This window comes from Micromonospora sp. DT46, from assembly GCF_049841735.1.
GTDB classification, from domain to species: Bacteria; Actinomycetota; Actinomycetes; order Mycobacteriales; family Micromonosporaceae; genus Micromonospora; species Micromonospora reichwaldensis.
Map to the genome: position 1 here is coordinate 243,591 of NZ_JBNCKW010000006.1, position 17,380 is coordinate 260,970.

The 17,380-nt window shown below is 73.4% G+C and carries 21 protein-coding genes and 3 tRNA genes; 15 read left to right on the top strand and 9 right to left on the bottom strand.

All coding sequences use genetic code 11. The features are described from left to right. The first annotated feature begins 31 nt into the window (after positions 1–31). From ACLQ20_RS18250 to ACLQ20_RS18275, 6 genes are all read left to right on the top strand, one after another. A complete protein-coding gene (locus tag ACLQ20_RS18250; protein WP_151456593.1) occupies positions 32–826 on the top strand; it encodes a polysaccharide deacetylase family protein in 795 nt (264 codons plus the stop codon). A 153-nt stretch (positions 827–979) separates the two neighbouring features. After that, a tRNA-Glu gene (locus ACLQ20_RS18255) sits at positions 980–1,052 on the top strand. Positions 1,053–1,084: 32 nt separating this feature from the next. Further along, positions 1,085–1,161, top strand: a tRNA-Asp gene (locus tag ACLQ20_RS18260). A 98-nt stretch (positions 1,162–1,259) separates the two neighbouring features. Then, positions 1,260–1,333: transfer RNA gene (locus ACLQ20_RS18265), tRNA-Phe, on the top strand. 47 nt (positions 1,334–1,380) lie between these two features. Next, positions 1,381–1,605, top strand: a complete 225-nt coding sequence (locus ACLQ20_RS18270) for a hypothetical protein (protein WP_327030165.1) — start codon at positions 1,381–1,383, stop codon at positions 1,603–1,605. Positions 1,606–2,046: 441 nt separating this feature from the next. Continuing rightward, the gene (locus ACLQ20_RS18275) at positions 2,047–2,877 is read left to right on the top strand and encodes a DUF4303 domain-containing protein (RefSeq protein ID WP_425856782.1); all 831 of its coding nucleotides are present in this window, start codon (positions 2,047–2,049) and stop codon (positions 2,875–2,877) included. A gap of 114 nt (positions 2,878–2,991) precedes the next feature. On the opposite strand, the gene ACLQ20_RS18280 is transcribed toward ACLQ20_RS18275, so the two are convergent. Beyond that, entirely contained in the window at positions 2,992–3,318 is a 327-nt protein-coding gene (locus ACLQ20_RS18280) for a hypothetical protein (protein WP_425856785.1), read from the bottom strand. Positions 3,319–3,420: 102 nt separating this feature from the next. On the opposite strand from ACLQ20_RS18280, the gene ACLQ20_RS18285 reads away from it, so the two are divergent. The 3 genes from ACLQ20_RS18285 to ACLQ20_RS18295 all read left to right on the top strand — a co-directional run bounded on the left by ACLQ20_RS18285 (position 3,421) and on the right by ACLQ20_RS18295 (position 5,360). After that, positions 3,421–3,855, top strand: coding sequence for a VOC family protein (locus tag ACLQ20_RS18285; protein WP_151456597.1), 435 nt, complete (start codon positions 3,421–3,423; stop codon positions 3,853–3,855). A 140-nt stretch (positions 3,856–3,995) separates the two neighbouring features. Beyond that, positions 3,996–4,496, top strand: a complete 501-nt coding sequence (locus ACLQ20_RS18290; protein WP_327030163.1) for a hypothetical protein — start codon at positions 3,996–3,998, stop codon at positions 4,494–4,496. Between the two features lie 96 nt (positions 4,497–4,592). After that, positions 4,593–5,360, top strand: a complete 768-nt coding sequence (locus tag ACLQ20_RS18295) for a Stf0 family sulfotransferase (RefSeq protein ID WP_327030162.1) — start codon at positions 4,593–4,595, stop codon at positions 5,358–5,360. A 156-nt stretch (positions 5,361–5,516) separates the two neighbouring features. Here the strand turns inward: ACLQ20_RS18295 and ACLQ20_RS18300 are convergent, their stop codons facing one another. After that, a complete protein-coding gene (locus ACLQ20_RS18300; protein ID WP_425856789.1) occupies positions 5,517–6,944 on the bottom strand; it encodes a hypothetical protein in 1,428 nt (475 codons plus the stop codon). 203 nt (positions 6,945–7,147) lie between these two features. On the opposite strand from ACLQ20_RS18300, the gene ACLQ20_RS18305 reads away from it, so the two are divergent. Beyond that, on the top strand, positions 7,148–7,666 hold the full coding sequence (locus tag ACLQ20_RS18305; protein ID WP_151455697.1) for an SRPBCC family protein: 519 nt from the start codon (positions 7,148–7,150) through the stop codon (positions 7,664–7,666). 120 nt (positions 7,667–7,786) lie between these two features. Here the strand turns inward: ACLQ20_RS18305 and ACLQ20_RS18310 are convergent, their stop codons facing one another. After that, a complete protein-coding gene (locus ACLQ20_RS18310; protein ID WP_151455698.1) occupies positions 7,787–8,494 on the bottom strand; it encodes a DUF2786 domain-containing protein in 708 nt (235 codons plus the stop codon). A gap of 170 nt (positions 8,495–8,664) precedes the next feature. Beyond that, positions 8,665–9,054 (bottom strand): hypothetical protein, encoded by a 390-nt coding sequence (locus tag ACLQ20_RS18315; protein WP_151455699.1) that lies wholly within the window; start codon positions 9,052–9,054, stop codon positions 8,665–8,667. Positions 9,055–9,209: 155 nt separating this feature from the next. Between ACLQ20_RS18315 and ACLQ20_RS18320 the strand changes: the two genes are divergently transcribed. Beyond that, complete coding sequence (locus ACLQ20_RS18320; protein WP_327030160.1) at positions 9,210–10,559, top strand: ABC transporter substrate-binding protein; 1,350 nt, start codon at positions 9,210–9,212, stop codon at positions 10,557–10,559. A gap of 65 nt (positions 10,560–10,624) precedes the next feature. Here the strand turns inward: ACLQ20_RS18320 and ACLQ20_RS18325 are convergent, their stop codons facing one another. Both ACLQ20_RS18325 and ACLQ20_RS18330 read right to left on the bottom strand, forming a co-directional pair. Next, the gene (locus ACLQ20_RS18325) at positions 10,625–11,368 is read right to left on the bottom strand and encodes an enoyl-CoA hydratase/isomerase family protein (RefSeq protein ID WP_151455701.1); all 744 of its coding nucleotides are present in this window, start codon (positions 11,366–11,368) and stop codon (positions 10,625–10,627) included. Positions 11,369–11,480: 112 nt separating this feature from the next. After that, positions 11,481–12,338 (bottom strand): 3-hydroxyacyl-CoA dehydrogenase family protein, encoded by an 858-nt coding sequence (locus ACLQ20_RS18330; RefSeq protein WP_327030159.1) that lies wholly within the window; start codon positions 12,336–12,338, stop codon positions 11,481–11,483. 162 nt (positions 12,339–12,500) lie between these two features. Here ACLQ20_RS18330 and ACLQ20_RS18335 point away from each other — a divergent pair, with 162 nt between their 5' ends. Further along, complete coding sequence (locus ACLQ20_RS18335) at positions 12,501–12,797, top strand: hypothetical protein (protein WP_151455703.1); 297 nt, start codon at positions 12,501–12,503, stop codon at positions 12,795–12,797. Positions 12,798–12,870: 73 nt separating this feature from the next. Here ACLQ20_RS18335 and ACLQ20_RS18340 read toward each other — a convergent pair whose 3' ends face one another. Continuing rightward, entirely contained in the window at positions 12,871–13,650 is a 780-nt protein-coding gene (locus ACLQ20_RS18340; protein WP_151455704.1) for a class I SAM-dependent methyltransferase, read from the bottom strand. A 55-nt stretch (positions 13,651–13,705) separates the two neighbouring features. Between ACLQ20_RS18340 and ACLQ20_RS18345 the strand changes: the two genes are divergently transcribed. Continuing rightward, positions 13,706–14,104, top strand: a complete 399-nt coding sequence (locus tag ACLQ20_RS18345; RefSeq protein WP_132235136.1) for a PPOX class F420-dependent oxidoreductase — start codon at positions 13,706–13,708, stop codon at positions 14,102–14,104. 101 nt (positions 14,105–14,205) lie between these two features. Here ACLQ20_RS18345 and ACLQ20_RS18350 read toward each other — a convergent pair whose 3' ends face one another. Together ACLQ20_RS18350 and ACLQ20_RS18355 are read right to left on the bottom strand one after the other, a co-directional pair. Further along, on the bottom strand, positions 14,206–14,415 hold the full coding sequence (locus ACLQ20_RS18350; protein WP_007073996.1) for a BldC family transcriptional regulator: 210 nt from the start codon (positions 14,413–14,415) through the stop codon (positions 14,206–14,208). 251 nt (positions 14,416–14,666) lie between these two features. Next, a complete protein-coding gene (locus tag ACLQ20_RS18355; RefSeq protein WP_151455705.1) occupies positions 14,667–15,506 on the bottom strand; it encodes a hypothetical protein in 840 nt (279 codons plus the stop codon). Between the two features lie 172 nt (positions 15,507–15,678). Between ACLQ20_RS18355 and ACLQ20_RS18360 the strand changes: the two genes are divergently transcribed. Next, positions 15,679–16,761 carry a Glu/Leu/Phe/Val family dehydrogenase gene (locus ACLQ20_RS18360; protein ID WP_151455706.1) on the top strand — a complete coding sequence of 361 codons (1,083 nt, stop codon included), beginning with the start codon at positions 15,679–15,681 and terminating at the stop codon, positions 16,759–16,761. 286 nt (positions 16,762–17,047) lie between these two features. Next, positions 17,048–17,263 (top strand): DUF3073 domain-containing protein, encoded by a 216-nt coding sequence (locus ACLQ20_RS18365; RefSeq protein WP_089002617.1) that lies wholly within the window; start codon positions 17,048–17,050, stop codon positions 17,261–17,263. Positions 17,264–17,380 lie beyond the last annotated feature (117 nt).

The window sequence follows — 17,380 nt, forward strand, 5'->3', positions numbered from 1 at the left end:
CCGCCGACCCCGACCCCTCCGGGAGCGAACGATGCGCCTACGCGCCGTGCTGGCCACCGGTCTGGCCCTGATCCTCCTCGGCGGCTGCGGCGACGGCACCGCGACAGATCGGCGGGCCGCCGGCCCCGACCCCGTCGCCTCGGCCCCGCTGCCGGCCGAGCCGACTCCGTCGGCCACCCCGCGACCGACCCGCGGCACCCCGCCCAGGCGCCTGGTCCGGCCGCTGCCACCGAAGCTGCCAGCAGGGCTGCGTCGCACGACCGGCGCACGGACCGTGGCGCTGACCTTCGACGACGGGCCGGACCCGACCTGGACGCCGAAGGTCCTCGACCGCCTCCGGGCGGCCAGGGTCACCGCCACCTTCTGCGTGGTGGGCAAGCAGGCCCGGCGCCACCCCGAGCTGGTCCGGCGGATCGTGCGGGAGGGCCACCAGCTCTGCAACCACAGCTGGAACCACGACATGCAACTCGCCCGGCGTCCGGCCGCCGAGATCCGGCGGGACCTCCTGCGCACCAACGCGGCCATCCGGGCGGCGGTGCCGGGCGCCAAGGTGCCGTTCTACCGGCAGCCGGGCGGCCGGTGGACAGCCGAGGTGGTGACGGTCGCCAAGCAGCTCGGGATGCGGTCGCTGCACTGGCATGTCGACCCGCAGGACTGGGGCAAGCCGACCGCCGCGACGATCGCCAAGCGGGTACGCGCCGCGGCCCGCCCCGGCTCGATCGTGCTGCTGCACGACGGCGGCGGCGATCGGGCGGCCACGCTGGCCGCCAGCCCCCGCCTGATCGCGGACCTGAAGCGCCGCTACGGCGTCGCCCGGCTCCGCTAGACCCCTCTGACCTGCGGATTCGTGCGCCGTTGTGGCCAGGGCCATACCGGTTTGGTCGAGAGACCGACCATCACGTAAGCTATCCAAGCCTCCGGCGGGGCCGGATGGGAGCAAGTCCGCTTGAAGTTGCGAGTGTGCAATGATGGCGGGGCCGCCCTCATCGTCTAGCGGCCCAGGACGCCGCCCTTTCAAGGCGGTAGCACGGGTTCGAATCCCGTTGGGGGCACGGTCCGGCTTCGGCCGGAGGCAACAAAGCTAGGTCCTGTGGAGCAGTTGGAGTGCTCGCCGCCCTGTCAAGGCGGAGGTCGCGGGTTCAAGTCCCGTCAGGACCGCCAGCGGAGAACGCCGCGCCCTGCGCGGCGTTCTGCGTATCGGGGCATGTGACCCTTCCGGCGGAGAACCCGCCGTGCGGGTAGCATGAACCGAGCAACACGGCCAGGTAGCTCAGTTGGTACGAGCGTCCGACTGAAAATCGGAAGGTCGGCGGTTCGACCCCGCCCCTGGCCACATAGCCTTTCGCCGGGCTAAAGAGGTCCCCACCAGCGGAAACGCCGGTGGGGATCTTCTTGTATGCCCTTCTGGCGCATCGATCGGCGTTGCCCGTGGTTACCTTCCATGACCTGCGGCACACCGGACAGACCCTCGCCGCGCAGACCGACGCGACCCTGGCTGACCTGATGAAGCGGCTCGGGCACTCGTCCATGGCTGCGGCACGCCGGCATCTGCACGCCACGGCAGGCTACGGCGGGCTTCTGACCTGCGGAAATGTGGGCGCTTGAAAATCGGGAGGCTTCCGGTTCGACGCCGGAGGGGACTCTGCTTCACCTTCCCTGAGGCCAGCGCTGGGTGGCTCCTTCGGAGCTGACGGTCCGGGCAGCGTCGGTGGCAGGACCGGGCTGGCGGACGTCACCTGTCGCCCCGGCTCCGCTGGGTCCGGTGCGCCGGGCGCGTCTGAGGCGCCGTATCGCCTCGGCTCCGGCCGCTCCCGCCGCAAGCAGCCCCGCCATCAGCGGCCATGGAGTACGACGCTTCACGGCTTGTTGCCTCTTCCGAGCACGAGCACGACGGAGAGGGACGGCTGTATGCCTCTTCAGGTACCTCTGCGCTGTCATTTCCTCATTGTGGGCACCCGCGACCGGGCCAGGTGGCTAGATCGAGGCGCAGAAATGGTCCGGTTGGTCCTGCCCCCGGGTTGGTGGCGGGGACGCGGGTGGCGGCAGGTGCTGCGGCTGTCCGAGGTTCTCGTCCGGGTGGGCCACCTGGTGAAGTGCGCGGATGACCATCAACCTGCGTTCCGCACCACCCAGGCAACCAGCACAGGTCATCCACCCAGCCGCGATCCGAATGGAGTCGGCGCAATCGCACGTTGGCTGCCGCAGTACTCGACGTGGCGGCACCCCTGCTACGTTGCGTCTTCCGGGGCGGCCGGCGTCCCGGCGACCAGGACGAGGAGAGCCTCGGGGAGGAGCGCGGTGCCCACCGTCGACATGCCCGCACTGCGCGAGCGGATCGTCGCGAGCATCTGCGCGACGATCGGCCCGATGCTCGAGGGACGTGCATCGGAGGAGCTGTACGCGGTGGCGCTCACCACGGACAGCGACGTCGTCACGGTGACCCTGCTGGCGCACACCGAAGAGGCCCTCCAGGTGCTCGTCGAGGCCGACGACGCGTACGCGGACGGCTACCGCTGGTGGCCCGACGAGTGGGCTGTCACGGACGACCAGGGGGCTGCCGAGCCCGGCGTCGAGTCGATGGTGCAGATCAGCCGGGACATGTTCGACACCCACGACTCGCTCGGCGACGACGACGAGGCTCACGGCGAATGGTGCCTCCGGGCCCGCGCGACGCTGGATGACGCCCTGGGCGGCCACCGCGTCCGGGCGAGCATCGCCGACATCAACCCCGCATGGCACCCCGTGCTGTTCGTCACGGACACGGATGGCAACGCGCATCTCACGGTGCGCAGCATCGACCTCCTCAACGACGGCCACCCGAACCCCGACCTCGTCGCTTCCGCCCGCGACTTCTTCGACGAGACGGACGGCGGCTGACGACCGTTGCCGTAACCCCATCTTCGCGACGCCTACGCCGCCACGCGGCCGGAATGACCGCCTCCTGCCCGGCCTGGGCAGGATCAGCCAGCGACACGGCACGGAGCCGGTGCTCTAGCGCCGGAGCAGGGCGAACCATCCCGCCCCGGTGACGGCAAGGAGGAGTGCCACCACGAACAGGGTGCGCCCGGCCAGGAAGGGCATGGGAACGAGGAACGGCGCCTGCTGGACCAGCAGGCACGCGCCGAACAGCGCCTGGCTACCGCCGATCCGGGCGGGTTGGGACCGCTGGCTCGCCGTCAGACGGGCGACCCGCACCCACGCCGAGGGAAACCGTCCCGACACGGCGACACGCACGCCGAGAGCGATCATGGTCAGGCTGAGGACCACGATCACGAGGCGTACGGCGATCCACACCGGGTCCGGATCACTCAGGCTCATGCGGCCCATCATGCAGGGAACGTCAAGGTCCCAGGCCGTACCGGCGGTGCCCGCCCTTTCGGCTCGGCCGCGACTGTCGGGGGCACGCAGTACGGTCCTGCCATGGCAGCCAGAATCAGCCTGACCCTCGACTGCGCGGACGCGAAACTCCTCGGCGAGTTCTGGAAGACGGCGCTGGGTTACGTGGACGAGCCGCCGCCCGCGCCCTTCCGGACCCGCGCGGAGTGGCACGCGAGTTTCCACCTGCCGGAGGACGACCCGGTGGACGACGTGGCGTGGCTGTGCGATCCCGCCGGCGTCGGGCCCGCGCTCTCCATCCTCAGGGTCCCCGAGCCGAAGACGGCGAAGAACCGACTGCACATCGATGTCCGGGTGCCGGGCCACGGCACCCCCGACGAGCGGTGGGCGCGGATCAGGGCCGAGTCCGAGCGGCTGGTGAAGGCTGGCGGGAGCGTCCTGGAGGAGTTCACCGGGCACCACGTCGTCATGGCCGATCCGGAGGGCAACGAGTTCTGCGTCGCCGCGACCTCCGCCTGACGGCGCGTCTGCCGTCCGCCCGCCCCGACTCCTGTCGGCGGACGGATCCGGGACAGCGGTAGGCCGCCCGGTTCTGCCAGGCTGTTCACCGACCCGCCCTGGTTCCGTCTGCGGCGGGCCGGCGCGACGGGGGGCGGAGCGTGGCCGAGCAGTCGACCGCACAGTCGGCACCGCTGGTCGTGAACTCAGGACGCCTGGCGGTGGGGCAGATGGTCGTGGTCGGCGCGACGGCCGTCCTGTTCCTGCGCGGGACCGACGGGGGCCCGTGGCTGCTGTTCGCCTTCTTCGTGGGGGTGCACGCCGTGCTGCTCGCCGGCGTTGCGACGCTGCTGACGCTGACCTACCTGCTCGGCACGCTCACCCGCCACGGGTCGCTGCTGACCGAGAGCCCCGGGCGCCGGTGCGGCTGGACCCTGCTCGTCTGGGTCGGCGGTGCCGCACTCGTCGGCTACGGGCGTGCCGCCCTCGGCCACCTCGGCTTCGAGCCCGACCGGCACCCCGAGGTCGGTCACTGGTTGCTGGGCCTGGGCGCGGCACTGGTGGTGGGCCTGTTCACCCGGTCGCGACAGGCACGGATCGCCTCCGCCGCCGCCATCGCGCTCTTCGTCGTGGTCACGGGCGCACTGCGGGCCCTCGACTGATCATCCCGGTCGCGCGGGCCCGGACACCTGGGGCCGGGGCGACGGCATCGACGAATTCGGTTGCGACGGGTGCCTGCCCTGCGGTTGTGTGCGGCCATGCCTACGGACCGTGTCGACTCGTACTTCGTCTGCGGCACCCCGCGCACCGGCAGTTCGCTCCTGCTCGGGTTGCTGGAATCCACCGGTCTCGCCGGTCGCCCTCAGGCCTACTTCCGCTCCCCGGACGAGCCGCTGTGGGCCGACCGGTGGCAGCTTCCCCGCGGGGCGGACGGCGGCTTCGACTACGCGGACTTCGTACGGGCCGCGCTCGCCGCGGGCCGGACCGGCAACGGCGTGTTCGGCGCGAAGCTCATGTGGGGCACGCTCGAGGAGGTGGTCGCGAAGCTCGCAGCGGTCCATCCCGACCTCGACGGCGACGACGTCGCGCTGCTGAACCGGGCATTCGGCCGCACCGGCTTCGTCTTCCTGCGACGCGACGACGTACTGGCGCAGGCGGTGTCGCGGCTGCGCGCCGAGCAGACCGGCAGGTGGTTCGTCGGCGGCAGTGGGGAGATCAGCGGCGACGTGGGCAACGGGCAGGCGCCCCGCTTCGACGCGAACGGGATCAGGCACTACATCGAGGAGATCCGGGAGCACAACGCGGCCTGGGAGGCGTGGTTCGCCTCGTGCGGGATCCAACCGCACGTCGTGCGCTACGAAGACTTGGCCGAGGACATGGCCGCCACCACGCGCGGCGTCCTCGACTTCCTGGGGCTCGACGTGCCCGAGGACGGCTGTGCCGTCATCGCACGTCACCAACGCCAGGCCGACGAACTCAACCGGCAGTGGATCGCCCGGTATCAGGCGGCGGTGACCAGCACCTGATCCGTCGGCCGGCGGGGCTCCCCGTCGGCTCCTCGAACCACGGATACTCCGGATGCGTCAGGGCGCCGGACCGCCAGACCGGGCCGCCGCCACACCGGGCCGGCCCTCGGCCCGTGGACGTCCACGACGGGGCCGCAGGCGGGCCCGTCCGCTGGGTCAGCGCCGCTGTTGGCGGTGCTGGGCAATCCCGCCCTGGATCGCCTCCCAGACGCTCCGGCCGGCCTGCCTCAGCGTCTCCCCCGCCTGCTCGGCGATCTGGGCGGCGCTCGGTGCGCCACCACCGCCACCGCCTGAGGTCTCGGGCTGCTGCCGGCCCTGCCCGCCCTCGGACGGGCCGCCCGACGACTCACGCTGCCCGGCCTGCGGCCCGCCACCGGACCCGCCGGCACCCCGGTCCCCGCCGCCCGCTCCGGCCGTACCGCCCCCGGGCCCACCGACCCTCTCGCCGCCCGGCTGCTGAGCGCCCTGTTCCGCGCGCCCCGGCCGCTGCCCGCCCTGCTCCGCGCCGCCTTGCTCCGCACCGCCCTCTTGCGAACCGCCCGGCCGCTGCCCGCCGCCCTGCTCGCCACCCGGCCGCTGCCCGCCACCCTGCTCGCCGCCCGGCTGCTGCCCGCCGCCCTCCGCGCCCTGTTGCGAACCGCCCGGCCGCTGCCCGCCACCCTGATCGCCCTGTTGCGAACCGCCCGGCTGCTGCTCGCCCTGCTCGGCGCCACCCTGTGGCGAACCATCCGGCCGCTGACCGCCCTGCTCCGGGGCGCCCTGGCCCTGCTCCCGTTCCTGGGGTCCGCCCGGCTCCCGACGGGCCGCCTCGTCGCCCTCCTGCTCGCGTGCGCGCTGCGCCTGGCCCTGCTCACCACCGCCGCCCGACCCGCTGGCGAGGCCACCACCCCGCTGGGCCTGCTCGGCGCCGGGCTCCCCGCCCTGCCCTCGGCCGCCCGGCTCCCCGCCCTGGCCGGTGCCGGGCCTGCCGCCCCGGCCCGGGCCGCCCGGCCCCCGCAGTGACTGGTCGGCGACCGCACCGATCGCGCCCACCTGCTGACCGAGATCGTCGGTCGCGCCGCCGGCCCGCTCCAGCGGGCGCTGCTCCCCGAGGGCGGTGAGCTGCCCAGCCCCGCCGCCCCGCTCCCCCGGGCCGGTGAGCTGCTCACTCAGGTTGGCCATCTGCTGACTGGCCCGGTTCACGTCGTCCATCGAGGCCGTCGCCGTACCCGACAGCGTCTGGATGACCTGCGGGTTGCGGTCGATGGTGGTCAGCGCCCGGTCGAGGATCTGCACCAGCTTCTCCAGCCGCACCTTGAGCAACGCCTCGGCGTGCACCCCGGTGATGTCCAGCTCGACGCCCTCCAGGTGCACCCGTACCCCGGCGTCGAGCTGGAGGAGGTTGGCCAGCCTGGCCCGCAGGGAGACGTCGGCGTCCAGCCCGTCCACGGCGAGCCGGATCGAGTCGACCGACACCTCCGGGATGTCCAGCAGGACGTCCGGCTCGTTCTCCCCACCCCGGCGGGCGGGTTCCGCTTCCGCGTCACGTCGCCTCGATCGGCCGCCGGTCCGGTCGTCGTCCCGCTGCTGCGCGTTCTCGCTCATGCTCCCCGCTCCGCATTCTCCGGCCGGGCCGGCCGGGACCGTTCGGCGCGGGTACCCGCTATCCGGCCGAACATCCCGCCGTCACGGCGACACAGCCGGTCACGGGCGGGGCGCGCGGGCGTCTTCCGGCGTACGGATGGGCGGCCCGAAGACAGCAATCACGAAGCTGCGCACCCGGGCATGAGCCGGTATGGTCCGGGCCTATGGGACAGGAGATGGCTGACCCGGCCGGCATCCGGCAGGAGTCCGAACGATTCGCGTTGCGCAGCGCCCTCCTGGTCCCCGCTCCCGCGCAGCGGGCGTTCGAGGTGTTCACCGGCGCCCTGGCGCAGTGGTGGGTGGTGGAATACACCTGGTCCGGGCCGGAGCAGCTAGCCGACCTGGGCATGGAGCCGCGCGGCGGCGGGATGCTCTACGAGATCGGTCCGCACGGCTTCCGCTGCGACTGGGGCCGGGTGCTGACCTGGGATCCGCCCGAGCGGCTGGTCTTCACCTGGCAGATCGGGGCGGACCGGGCACCGGTGCCGGACCCGGCGAAGGCGAGCGAGGTGGAGGTGCTCTTCCACGCCGACGGGCCGGAGCGGACGCGGGTGGCGGTCGAACACCGGCACTTCGACCGGCACGGCGAGGCCGCGGAGGGCTACCGGCAGGCGCTGACCGCCGGCTGGCACGAGCTGCTCACCCGCTACGCCGCCAGAGTGGCCGACCACAGCGCCGACTGACCGGCTTCCGAGCGAATCAGCGGCCGCGGCCCGACCGCCCGCACCACGCGCCACCGCCGCCCGGCCACGCGCCACCGATACCATCCGCCACCGTCACGCACCGCCAGAGGCTGCGGCGGGTCAGCGGTCGAGGCCGGGACGGGCGCCCGGCGCGGTGGCGACGCCCCGGCCGCCGAGGTCGGCGCGGCGGCCCGCCTCGGCACCCGAGCCGAACCCGCCGCCGGCCAGCCGGCGCGGCGCGGCGGTACGCAGGCGTGGGTACACCTCGGCGACGCGGTGCTGGACCCGGTCCGACCGGTCGGCCAGGACCAGAGCCACCGAGGGCGCGCCCGCCTCGGCGACCGCCCCGGCCTCCGCCGCCCGCAGTCGCACGCCGATCACCTGGGCGAACCCGGCCAGCCACGAGCGCCGGAAGGCGGCGACGTGCGCGCCGGCCGGCACCTCGACGCCGGCCAGCCCGTGGGCGGCCTGCACCAGCAGCGACGTGAAGAGCAGCTCGACCCGTTCCAGGTCGCTGGCGAAGCCGAACAGGTGCATGGCGAAGCCGGCGCCCTCCCGGCGGCGGACGCAGCGGCAGCGCAGCGGATCGGCGACCGCGGCGAGCAGGCCGGCCTTGTCCCGGGCGTACGGGGCGACGACCTCGACCACCCGGTCGCCGACCGGGTCCGTGGCCGGGTCCCGGGCGGCCAGCAGCGCCCGGTCCACGCCGTAGCGGGCGATCAGCTCGGTCGCCTTGGCCGTGAACGCGGCCGACTCGGCGGGGGTGCAGGCCGGGTCCTCGGCCTGGGCCAGCAGCTTGCGCACCTTGCTGAGCATGGCGTCGGACATGCCCTCAGCCTGTCACGGCGGTCCGGCCCCGCCGCGCCACGTCCGGGCCGGCGGGCGGGCGGGCGACGGTCCGGCTGGCGGGCGCCCACCCGTCCGGGCCGCCGGGCGCCCAACCGTCCGGCCGGCGTGCGCCGTCGTCCCGGTCCGTGCCGTCGGGGCGGCACGAACGGTCAGGTGGTCCGGCTACGCAGCGTTGCCACGGTCGAGCCGGCGAGCGTGAGCAGGCACTCCGGCAGCAGCCCGTCGGCCGCCGCCGCGCCGAACAGCGCCTCGCCGGTGTCGTCGTCGGCGTTGGCGTACGCGCTCACGAAGCGCGCCACCCAGCGGGTGTCGTAGCCCGCCTCCTCGATGCCGGGGAAGTCCAGCGCGCACGTGCCCGGCGGCACCGGATCGCCGACCATGGTGGCGGCAAGACACCAGGCCACCCCGTACGCGCCGGCCAGGCCGGACCGGTCGACGACCGCGTCGAACGCCCCCGCCACCGCGTCGCCGTCCCCGGCCAGCGCCGAGCGGAGCACGGCGGTCGCGTCGTCAAGCGTCTGCTGTGGTGAGTCCGTCACCCACAGCACGGTAGAGGGGAGGGTCAAGCCATCCACCAGCGGTCACGCTCCGTAATCAGGGCGGGCGACCTGCGGATTGAGCCGCATCCGTGGTCCCGCCGCACGGCCCAGCACGCTAATGTGCGCAGCGGACCTTCGCCGGAGGAAGGACGACCATGTTCAAGTCACGCGCCTCGCGGGCGGCCACCCTGGCTGCCTGCGCGACGTTCCTGCTCGCCACGAGCGCCTGCGGGACCGAAGAGCCCGAGGAGGCGGCCACCCAACAGGTGCGCCTCTACGGCACCGACGGCAACATGCTGAACTCGTACCCTGCCGAGCTGAAGGACCGCGCCAGCCTGGTCGACGGCATGAAGGGCACCACGCCGCTCACGCCCCTGCCCGAGGACTTCAAGAACCGGCTCCGGTCCGTCGACCCGAAGCTGGGCGACTTCCTCTACTCCGCCGAGGCGTACGACGCGGTGGTGATCAGCGCGATCGCCGCCCAGCTCGCGGGCACGACGGATCCGGCCGCCATCGCGAAGCAGATCGTCGGGGTCACCAACGACGGGCAGCGCTGCGAACGGGTGGCGGAGTGCCTGACCCTGGCCCGCGCGGGCCGGGACGTGGAGTACCGCAGCGTCTCGCTGACCCGGGCCGGCTTCACCGACGCCGGCGAGCCGTCCACCGCGAGCTACGGCACGCTGCACTTCGACGGCCAGCGGCTCAACGACGGCAAGACGGAGTTCGTCGGGGCCGGGGACGAGTCGGCGGCGAGCACCAAGGCCCCGCCGAAGGCGAAGAAGCAGCGTGGCGGCCGGACCGACCGCAGCGACGGCTCGCCGCTGGTCCTGGGCGGCCTGCTGTCGCAGACCGGTGACCTGGCCCTCGCGTACCCGCCGATCTCCGCCGGCACCAAGCTGGCGATCAGGGAGATCAACGCGGCGGGCGGGGTGCTCGGCGAGCCGGTGGTCTGGATCGACGGCGACGACGGCACCAACCCGGCGGTCGCCAAGGCCACCGTGGCGAGGCACGTCGCGCAGAAGGTCCACGTCATCATCGGCGCCAGCGCCTCCGGCATCTCCCGCGCGGTGCTGCCCGACGTGGTGCAGGCCGGGAAGGTGCTGTTCTCCCCGTCGAACACCGATGCCAGCCTCACCGAGCTGGACGACAACGGCCTCTACTTCCGCACCGCCCCGCCGGACAGCCTCCAGGGCCGGGCGCTGGCCGACGTCATCCTCCGCGACGGCCCGCAGAAGATCGCCATCGTCGCCCGTAAGGACTCCTACGGCGAGGGCCTCCAGGGCACCGTCCGGGCCGAGTTGGAGCGGGCCGGCATCGGCGGTGACCGGCTCAAGCTGCTGACCTACGACCCGCCGGCGGACGCCAAGGCGAACCCGATCGACTTCGTCGCGGGCGCGAAGGAGATCAAGGACTTCGGCGCGGAGGCCGTGCTGGTCATCGGCTTCGCCGAGTCCGCAGAGGTGATCCGGGCCCTCGCGGACGCCGGGGTGCAGATCCGGCACTGAGTCACCACCCGTGGGACACGGACGGCCGCACCGGTGACCGGTGCGGCCGTCGTCTCGTCCGGGGCTCAGCGGGGGCGTCGCCGCTCGAGGAACTCCGTCATCCGCCGGTGCTTCTCCTCGTCCTCGAAGAGCACCGCCTGGCTGACCAGGTCGAGGTGCGGGTGCGCGGCGGCCGGCGCGTCGACCGCCAGCTTGGTCAGCCGCAGCGCCAGCGCGGACCCCTTCGCCATCTCGTCGAGCAGCCCATGCGCCGTGGGCAGCAGCTCGCCGGGCTCGGCCACCACCCGGTTGACGAGCCCGATCCGCAGCGCCTCCTCGGCGTCCACCCGCCGGCCGGTGAAGAGCAGTTCCTTGGCCCGGGCCTCCCCGACCAGCGCCGGCAGCCGGTGGGTGGCGCCCGCGCCGGCCAGGATCCCCAGCCGGACCTCCGGCTGGCCGAACACCGCCCGCGCCGTGCAGACCCGCAGATCGCAGGCGTACGCCAGCTCGGCGCCCCCGCCCAGCGCGGGCCCGTCCACGGCCGCCACGGTCGGCATCGGCAGCGCCCGGATCCGGGCGAAGGCCGCCGAGTTGATCGCCGCGAGGGCGTCCAGCCGGCCCCGCTCACGAAGCTGCCCGATGTCCGCCCCACCGGCGAAGATCCCCTCGGCGCCGCCGGTGAGCAGCAGCAGGCGGGGCCGCGCCTCCAGCTCCGCGCAGACCTGGTGCAGCTCGGCGATCAGGTCGGCGTCGATGGCGTTGCGCTTCTCCGGCCGGTCGAGCGTCACCACCAGCCGGTCCGGCTGCTCCTCGATCCGCAGCCCACTCATGAGCAGGCCCCCCTTCCGTTCGCGACTGCGGGGCTCGCAAGCTCACTCCTCACGCTCACCCGTGCCGACCCTCCGTTCGCGACTGCGGGGCTCGCAAGCTCACTCCTCACGCTCACGAACGCACCCCGCCTTCCCAGCGGTAGAAGCCCTGGCCGGACTTCTTGCCCAGGCGGCCGGCGGCCACCATCTCCGCGAGCAGCGGCGGCGGGGCGAACCGGTCCCCGTACGCGGCCTGGAGGGTGCGCGCGATGTCGAGCCGCACGTCCAGCCCGACGATGTCCGTCAACTCCAGCGGGCCGACCGGGTGCCGGTAGCCGAGCACCATCGCCTTGTCGATGTCGGCCGGGCTGGCCACCCCGTCGGCGACCATCCGGATGGCCTCCAGCCCGAGGGTGACCCCGAGCCGGGAGGTGGCGAAGCCGGGCATGTCGCGTACGACGACGGGGTCCTTGCCCAGCCGCCCGGCGAGCGCGACCGCCGCGGCGGTGGTCTCCTCGGCGGTGGCCGGGCCGACCACGACCTCCAGCAGGGCCATCGCCCAGACCGGGTTGAAGAAGTGCAGCCCGAGGAAGCGCTCGGGTCGGGCCAGCCCCTCGGCCAGCTCGGCGATCGGGATGCTGGAGGTGTTGCTGCCCAGCAGCGCCGGTCGCAGGGCCTCGGCCTCGCGCAGCACCGCCCGCTTCAGCTCCGGCCGCTCCGGTACGGCCTCGACCACGACGGCCGGCTCCTCGGCGACCTCGGCGAGCCCCGAGCGCAGCGTCACCCGCTGCCGGTTCGTCGCGGCCCGGTCGGCGTCCAGCTTGCCGCGCTCCACCGCCCTGTCCCACAGCTCCCCGAGTCGCTCGACGGCCGCCGCGCCCCGGGCCCGGTCCACCTCGACCAGCTCGACGGCGTGGCCGGCTCCGGCCGCCACGTACGCGATGCCGAGCCCCATCGTGCCGGCCCCGACGACGACAAAGCGGTCGCTCATGACGCCTCCCTGTCTCCGGTGGCGGGACGGGGTCGACCCGCGCCCCGCCGCCCGCTCCACTCGCTCATGGGCCCGACCCTATGCAGCGGCGATCTCCCCGGCATGCGTGGGGGCGCGCCGGATCGGGTACCACGGCACGCAACCGAGGGAAGGACGGCCCAGATGAGCCAGGCACCGGAGACCGTGCACGCCGCGGACGCGGCGGAGACCGTGGAGACCCGCGGGGACGAGCGGGTCGACCTGCTGCGCGCCGACACCAACAACGACGGCCGCACCGACGTCTGGGTGGTCGACACCGACGGGGACGGCAAGCCCGACCTGTTCCAGTTCGACACCGACGGGGACGGCAAGGTGGACATCACGATGGTCGACCTCGACGAGGACGGCACCCCGGACGAGGTGGTCGACGGCGACGGCGGCCTGCCGCCCGAGCAGCTCCCCCCGACCGTCCAGGTCTGACACCCGCGCCGGGTTCCCGCGTCCGGCGGGAATCCGGCGTCGGCGTCGGGGGGTCCGCGGTCGGGGCCGGTCGTCAGCCGGCGAGGCGCAGGGTCGCCAGGTAGTACGGCGCGTCCCGATCGTCCACGTCGGTCAGCCGCCAGTCGGTGCCCCGGACCAGCTCGGCCAGCTCGTCCGGGGAGCAGACCAGGTAGTCGAACCACTCGGTGCCCAGTTCCCGGTAGCGCAGTCGGAGCCGGAGCTGCCCACCGAACCGGCCCCGACGCCGGTTGCGCTCGTGGTAGCCCGTGTGGACCGGGTCCCGGGTGCCGTACGGGTCGGTGCCGTGGGCGATGACCTGTGCTCCCGGCCGGGCCAGCGCCGCCAGCGCGGCCAGCAGCGCCGGCCCGCGTTCCCGCCCCTCCAGCAGGCCCACGTTGTTGCCGAGCAGCAGGAACGTGTCGTAGCGGCGGCCGTCCGCCACGTGCGCGTCGACCGTGCCGTGCACCAGGTCGCGTACGCCCCGGCGGCGGCAGACGGCCAGCGCCCCGGCCGAGGTGTCCAGCCCGGTGACGGGCACGCCCCGTTCCTGGAGCAGCAGCGCGATCCGGCCCGCCCCGACGCCGACGTCCAGGGTCGCGCCCCGGACCCGGTCCACGGCCCGGTGGTCGTACGGCTGCCAGTCGGCCGGCCCGTCCAGGTAGTGCGCGGCGGGGGCGCCGTTGATGAGCCCGTCGTCCCGCTCGATGATCTCGATGACCGGTCGCGGCAGCCGCCCGCCGGCCAGCGGGCGGGGGCCGACCCCGGTGGCCACGGCGTACGCGTCGCGCAGCATCTCCCCGAACACGTCACCGATCCGTGGCTGTCCCGTCACGGGCTTCACGCTATCCGGCCGGTCAGTCAGCCGCACCGGCCGTATCCTTGGCGGGGTGACCACCCTGGACCGCCTCGGCGCGGAGAAGTACATCCTGCTCACGACGTTCCGCAAGGACGGTCGGGCGGTGCCGACCCCGGTCTGGGCGGTGCGCGACGGCGACGCGCTCTGGGTGTGGTCGGCGGCGGACGCCGGCAAGGTGAAGCGGATCCGGCGCAGCGGCGACGTCACGGTGGCCCCGTGCGACGTCCGGGGCCGCCCGCACGGCGAGGCGGTCGCCGCCCACGCGACCCTCTGCGACGCGGCCGGCACCCGGCGGGTACGTGAGCTGATCAAGCAGAAGTACCGGATGATCGGCCGGCTCAGCCTGCTCGGCAGCCGCCTGCGTCGCGGCGAGAGCGGCACGGTCGGCATCCGGGTCGTCCTCGCGGACCGGCCGCCGGCTGGCGCCTGATCCCACGCCCGTCGTCCGTACGCGGGCGGGGTCCGGACACGACGGAGGGCGGCGGACCATGTCCGCCGCCCTCCGTTCACACCCGTTTGTATCCCAGTCGGTCAGTCCCCCTGGCGCTGCTGGGGGATCTGTCCCTGCAACAGGGCCCTGACCTCCGATTCCCGGTACCGACGGTGTCCACCCAGCGTGCGGATGGCGCTGAGCTTGCCCGCCTTTGCCCACCGGGTCACCGTCTTCGGGTCGACACGGAACATCGACGCCACCTCGGCCGGTGTGAGTAGCGGCTCTGGTTCGTGCGTTCGCGATGCCATCGGTCACTCCTCCACATGTATAGACATCGGCCGGGGTCCCGCCGGTCGACGCGTCTCCCATGGTCCGGCTAGTCCCCGATGTCCGACATGGGCCGAACGGCCGAACGTCCCTAGACGGACGGATGAACCATGCCCGATTTATGCGACTTTTACACGGCAGAAAGTACCTTATTCGGACTCATGATCACGGTTCGTGATGCGTCGACTACGAACTCGCCTCGACTTCGGAGCAGTTTCTGGGCGATTTCGCCTCAGTTGCACCGTTCCAGCAGCTGGACCGCCCGCCAGCGCGCGACCAGCTTGTCGTACGCCGCCGAGGCCTCCTCCGCCTCGCCCCGGGACAGCCCGGCGAGGCCGCTCGCCACCAGCTGGGGCGAGTCGTCGGCGGCCAGCGTCTCGTCCGACAGCAGCTCGACCAGGCCGCCGTAGTCCAGCTCCACCATCGAACGGGGGTGGAACTCCTCCAGCCAGCGGGCGGCCTCCTCGACCGCCTCAGTGATCGGCGCGTCGCCGATCGACTTGCGCAGCACCGACAGGGCCCGCGACGAACGCCGCCGCGCCTTGGAGATCTCCGTCCGGTAGTGCAGCGCCCGCCGCCCGGGGTGGGTCACGTGGTGCCGTTCCTCCGGGCCGAAGAGCACGAACCAGCGCAGCGGTACGCCCCACGTGGCGATCTGCTCGTGCACGCGCGGCACGCCGTGCTCCAGCACCCGCGCCCCGCTGCGCCAGTCCTCCACCACGGCCTTCGCCTGCCCGGCGAGCACCGGCGGCACGAACGCGTCGGCCAGCACCGGCGGCACCCCGTCGCGCGCGTTCAACGCCGCCTCGGCCACCCGGATGCGCAGGTTCCACGGGCAGACCAGCAGGGCCTCGTCGGTCTCCAGGACGTACGCCTCGTCCGGCAGGTCGGGCAGCCGGGTCCAGCCGGCGCCGAGCGCCTCGAGCACCGACGTCCGTTGCCGGCCCGGCCCCTCCACCGGTGCCACCGCCCGCCCCTGCTCGACGTAGCGCCGCCAGTACGCCTGGCGGTCCCGGTCGAAGGCGGTCAGCGGCTCGTACACGCGCAGGTATGAAGCGAAGAGCGACGGCACGGCGCGATCCTCCCACGAATTGGAACTCGGCCGTCGTCGGCAGCGCGATCACGCGTGCCGTGGGCGGCCGGACGGCGTCGGCCGATACTAGGCTCAGCGGCACCGGCAGCATCCCGCCGGCGGTCCACCGGTCCGCGTCCCACAAGGGCGCACCCCACACCAGGAGCGAGTCATGGGCGTATTCGCCACCACCGAAGACCCGGGGTCCAGCGGTCACGAACAGGTCGTGTTCTGCCAGGACAAGCAGACCGGCCTCAAGGCGATCATCGGCATCTACTCCACCGCGCTCGGCCCCGCGCTCGGTGGGACCCGGTTCTACCCGTACGCCAGCGAGTCCGACGCCCTCGCCGACGTGCTCGACCTCTCCCGGGGCATGGCCTACAAGAACGCCCTCGCCGGGCTGGACCTGGGCGGCGGCAAGGCGGTCATCTGGGGTGACCCCGAGCGGATCAAGAGCGAGGCGCTGCTGCGCGCGTACGGCCGCTTCGTGGAGTCCCTCGCCGGGCGCTACTACACCGCCTGCGACGTCGGCACCTACGTCGCCGACATGGACGTGATCGCCCGCGAGACCTCCTACGTCACCGGCCGCAGCGTCGAACACGGCGGCGCCGGCGACTCCTCGATCCTCACCGCCTGGGGCGTGTTCCAGGGCATGCGGGCCGCGGCCGAGCACGTCTGGGGCGCCCCGACCCTCGCCGGCCGGCGGGTCGGCGTGGCGGGCCTGGGCAAGGTCGGCAAGTACCTCGTCGGCCACCTGGTCGACGACGGCGCCGAGGTGGTGGCGACCGACGTCAACCCGAAGGCCCTCGAGTGGGCCCGCGCCACCCACCCGCAGGTCGCGCTGGTCGACGACGCCGCCGCGCTGGTCGCCGCCGACATCGACGTGTACGCCCCGTGCGCCCTGGGCGGCGCGCTCAACGACGACACGGTGCCGGCGCTGCGCGCCAAGGTGGTCGCCGGCGCGGCCAACAACCAGCTCGCCCACTCCGGCATCGAGAAGCTCCTCGCCGACCGCGGCATCCTCTACGCCCCGGACTACGTCGTGAACGCCGGCGGCGTGATCCAGGTGGCGGACGAGATCGAGGGCTTCAACTTCGACCGGGCCAAGCTGCGCGCGACCCGGATCTACGACACCACCCGGGAGATCCTGCGACTGGCCGACGCCGAGGGCGTGCCGCCGGCCGTGGCGGCGGACCGGCTGGCGGAGCGGCGGATGGCCGACGTCGGCCGGCTGCGCACGATCCACCTGCGCTGAGCGCCTCGGGGGCGGAGCGGCCGTTCCGCCCCCGGCCCCGGCGGGCGGCCCGTCCCGTTAGGGTGGTTTCGCATGGCTCTGCCCGGTGTCACGGGCGCTCCCGGCGCCGCTCCTTACCGGGTACAATCGGTGACGGCCGGATGACCGCGACGCGCGGTGTCGGTCGACGGTAACCCGAGGTGCCGAACGGTGGCATCCCCATGTACCGTAAGAGCCACGAGAGATGCCTGACGTCATCGGGGCCCGCCTTCGGGCTGCCCCGCATTCTGTGCGAGGGGGTCGAGCCATGGGGCGCGGCCGTGCTAAGGCCAAGCAGACGAAGGTGGCGCGGGAGTTGAAGTACCACTCCCCGAACACCGACCTCACCGCCTTGCAGCGCGAACTGGCGGGTGCTGGTAAGTCTGAGCACAACTTCGACGACGACTACAAAGAGTATGTCGACGACGATGATGAGGATCACGCGGACGAAGACCCGGATCCCTGGGTACGTCCGCCCCGCTGACCTCCGGTAGCAGCTGAGCACGCGGTGATCGCCCGCGTGCTCACGCATGTGCCCATCGAAGCGGCGCCAAGACCGACGATCAGGGACCTGCCCCGCCCGGACAACCCTCCGGACGAT

Bases quoted from the DNA above. Each gene is read 5' to 3' on its own strand.
- ACLQ20_RS18330 (WP_327030159.1), bottom strand. From the start codon at position 12,338: ATGAGCGACCGCTTTGTCGTCGTCGGGGCCGGCACGATGGGGCTCGGC.
- ACLQ20_RS18325 (WP_151455701.1), bottom strand. From the start codon at position 11,368: ATGAGTGGGCTGCGGATCGAGGAGCAGCCGGACCGGCTGGTGGTGACG.
- ACLQ20_RS18310 (WP_151455698.1), bottom strand. From the start codon at position 8,494: ATGTCCGACGCCATGCTCAGCAAGGTGCGCAAGCTGCTGGCCCAGGCC.
- ACLQ20_RS18360 (WP_151455706.1), top strand. From the start codon at position 15,679: ATGGGCGTATTCGCCACCACCGAAGACCCGGGGTCCAGCGGTCACGAA.
- ACLQ20_RS18295 (WP_327030162.1), top strand. From the start codon at position 4,593: ATGCCTACGGACCGTGTCGACTCGTACTTCGTCTGCGGCACCCCGCGC.
- ACLQ20_RS18250 (WP_151456593.1), top strand. From the start codon at position 32: ATGCGCCTACGCGCCGTGCTGGCCACCGGTCTGGCCCTGATCCTCCTC.
- ACLQ20_RS18285 (WP_151456597.1), top strand. From the start codon at position 3,421: ATGGCAGCCAGAATCAGCCTGACCCTCGACTGCGCGGACGCGAAACTC.
- ACLQ20_RS18350 (WP_007073996.1), bottom strand. From the start codon at position 14,415: ATGGCATCGCGAACGCACGAACCAGAGCCGCTACTCACACCGGCCGAG.
- ACLQ20_RS18280 (WP_425856785.1), bottom strand. From the start codon at position 3,318: ATGAGCCTGAGTGATCCGGACCCGGTGTGGATCGCCGTACGCCTCGTG.
- ACLQ20_RS18305 (WP_151455697.1), top strand. From the start codon at position 7,148: ATGGGACAGGAGATGGCTGACCCGGCCGGCATCCGGCAGGAGTCCGAA.
- ACLQ20_RS18320 (WP_327030160.1), top strand. From the start codon at position 9,210: ATGTTCAAGTCACGCGCCTCGCGGGCGGCCACCCTGGCTGCCTGCGCG.
- ACLQ20_RS18365 (WP_089002617.1), top strand. From the start codon at position 17,048: ATGGGGCGCGGCCGTGCTAAGGCCAAGCAGACGAAGGTGGCGCGGGAG.
- ACLQ20_RS18300 (WP_425856789.1), bottom strand. From the start codon at position 6,944: ATGAGCGAGAACGCGCAGCAGCGGGACGACGACCGGACCGGCGGCCGA.
- ACLQ20_RS18335 (WP_151455703.1), top strand. From the start codon at position 12,501: ATGAGCCAGGCACCGGAGACCGTGCACGCCGCGGACGCGGCGGAGACC.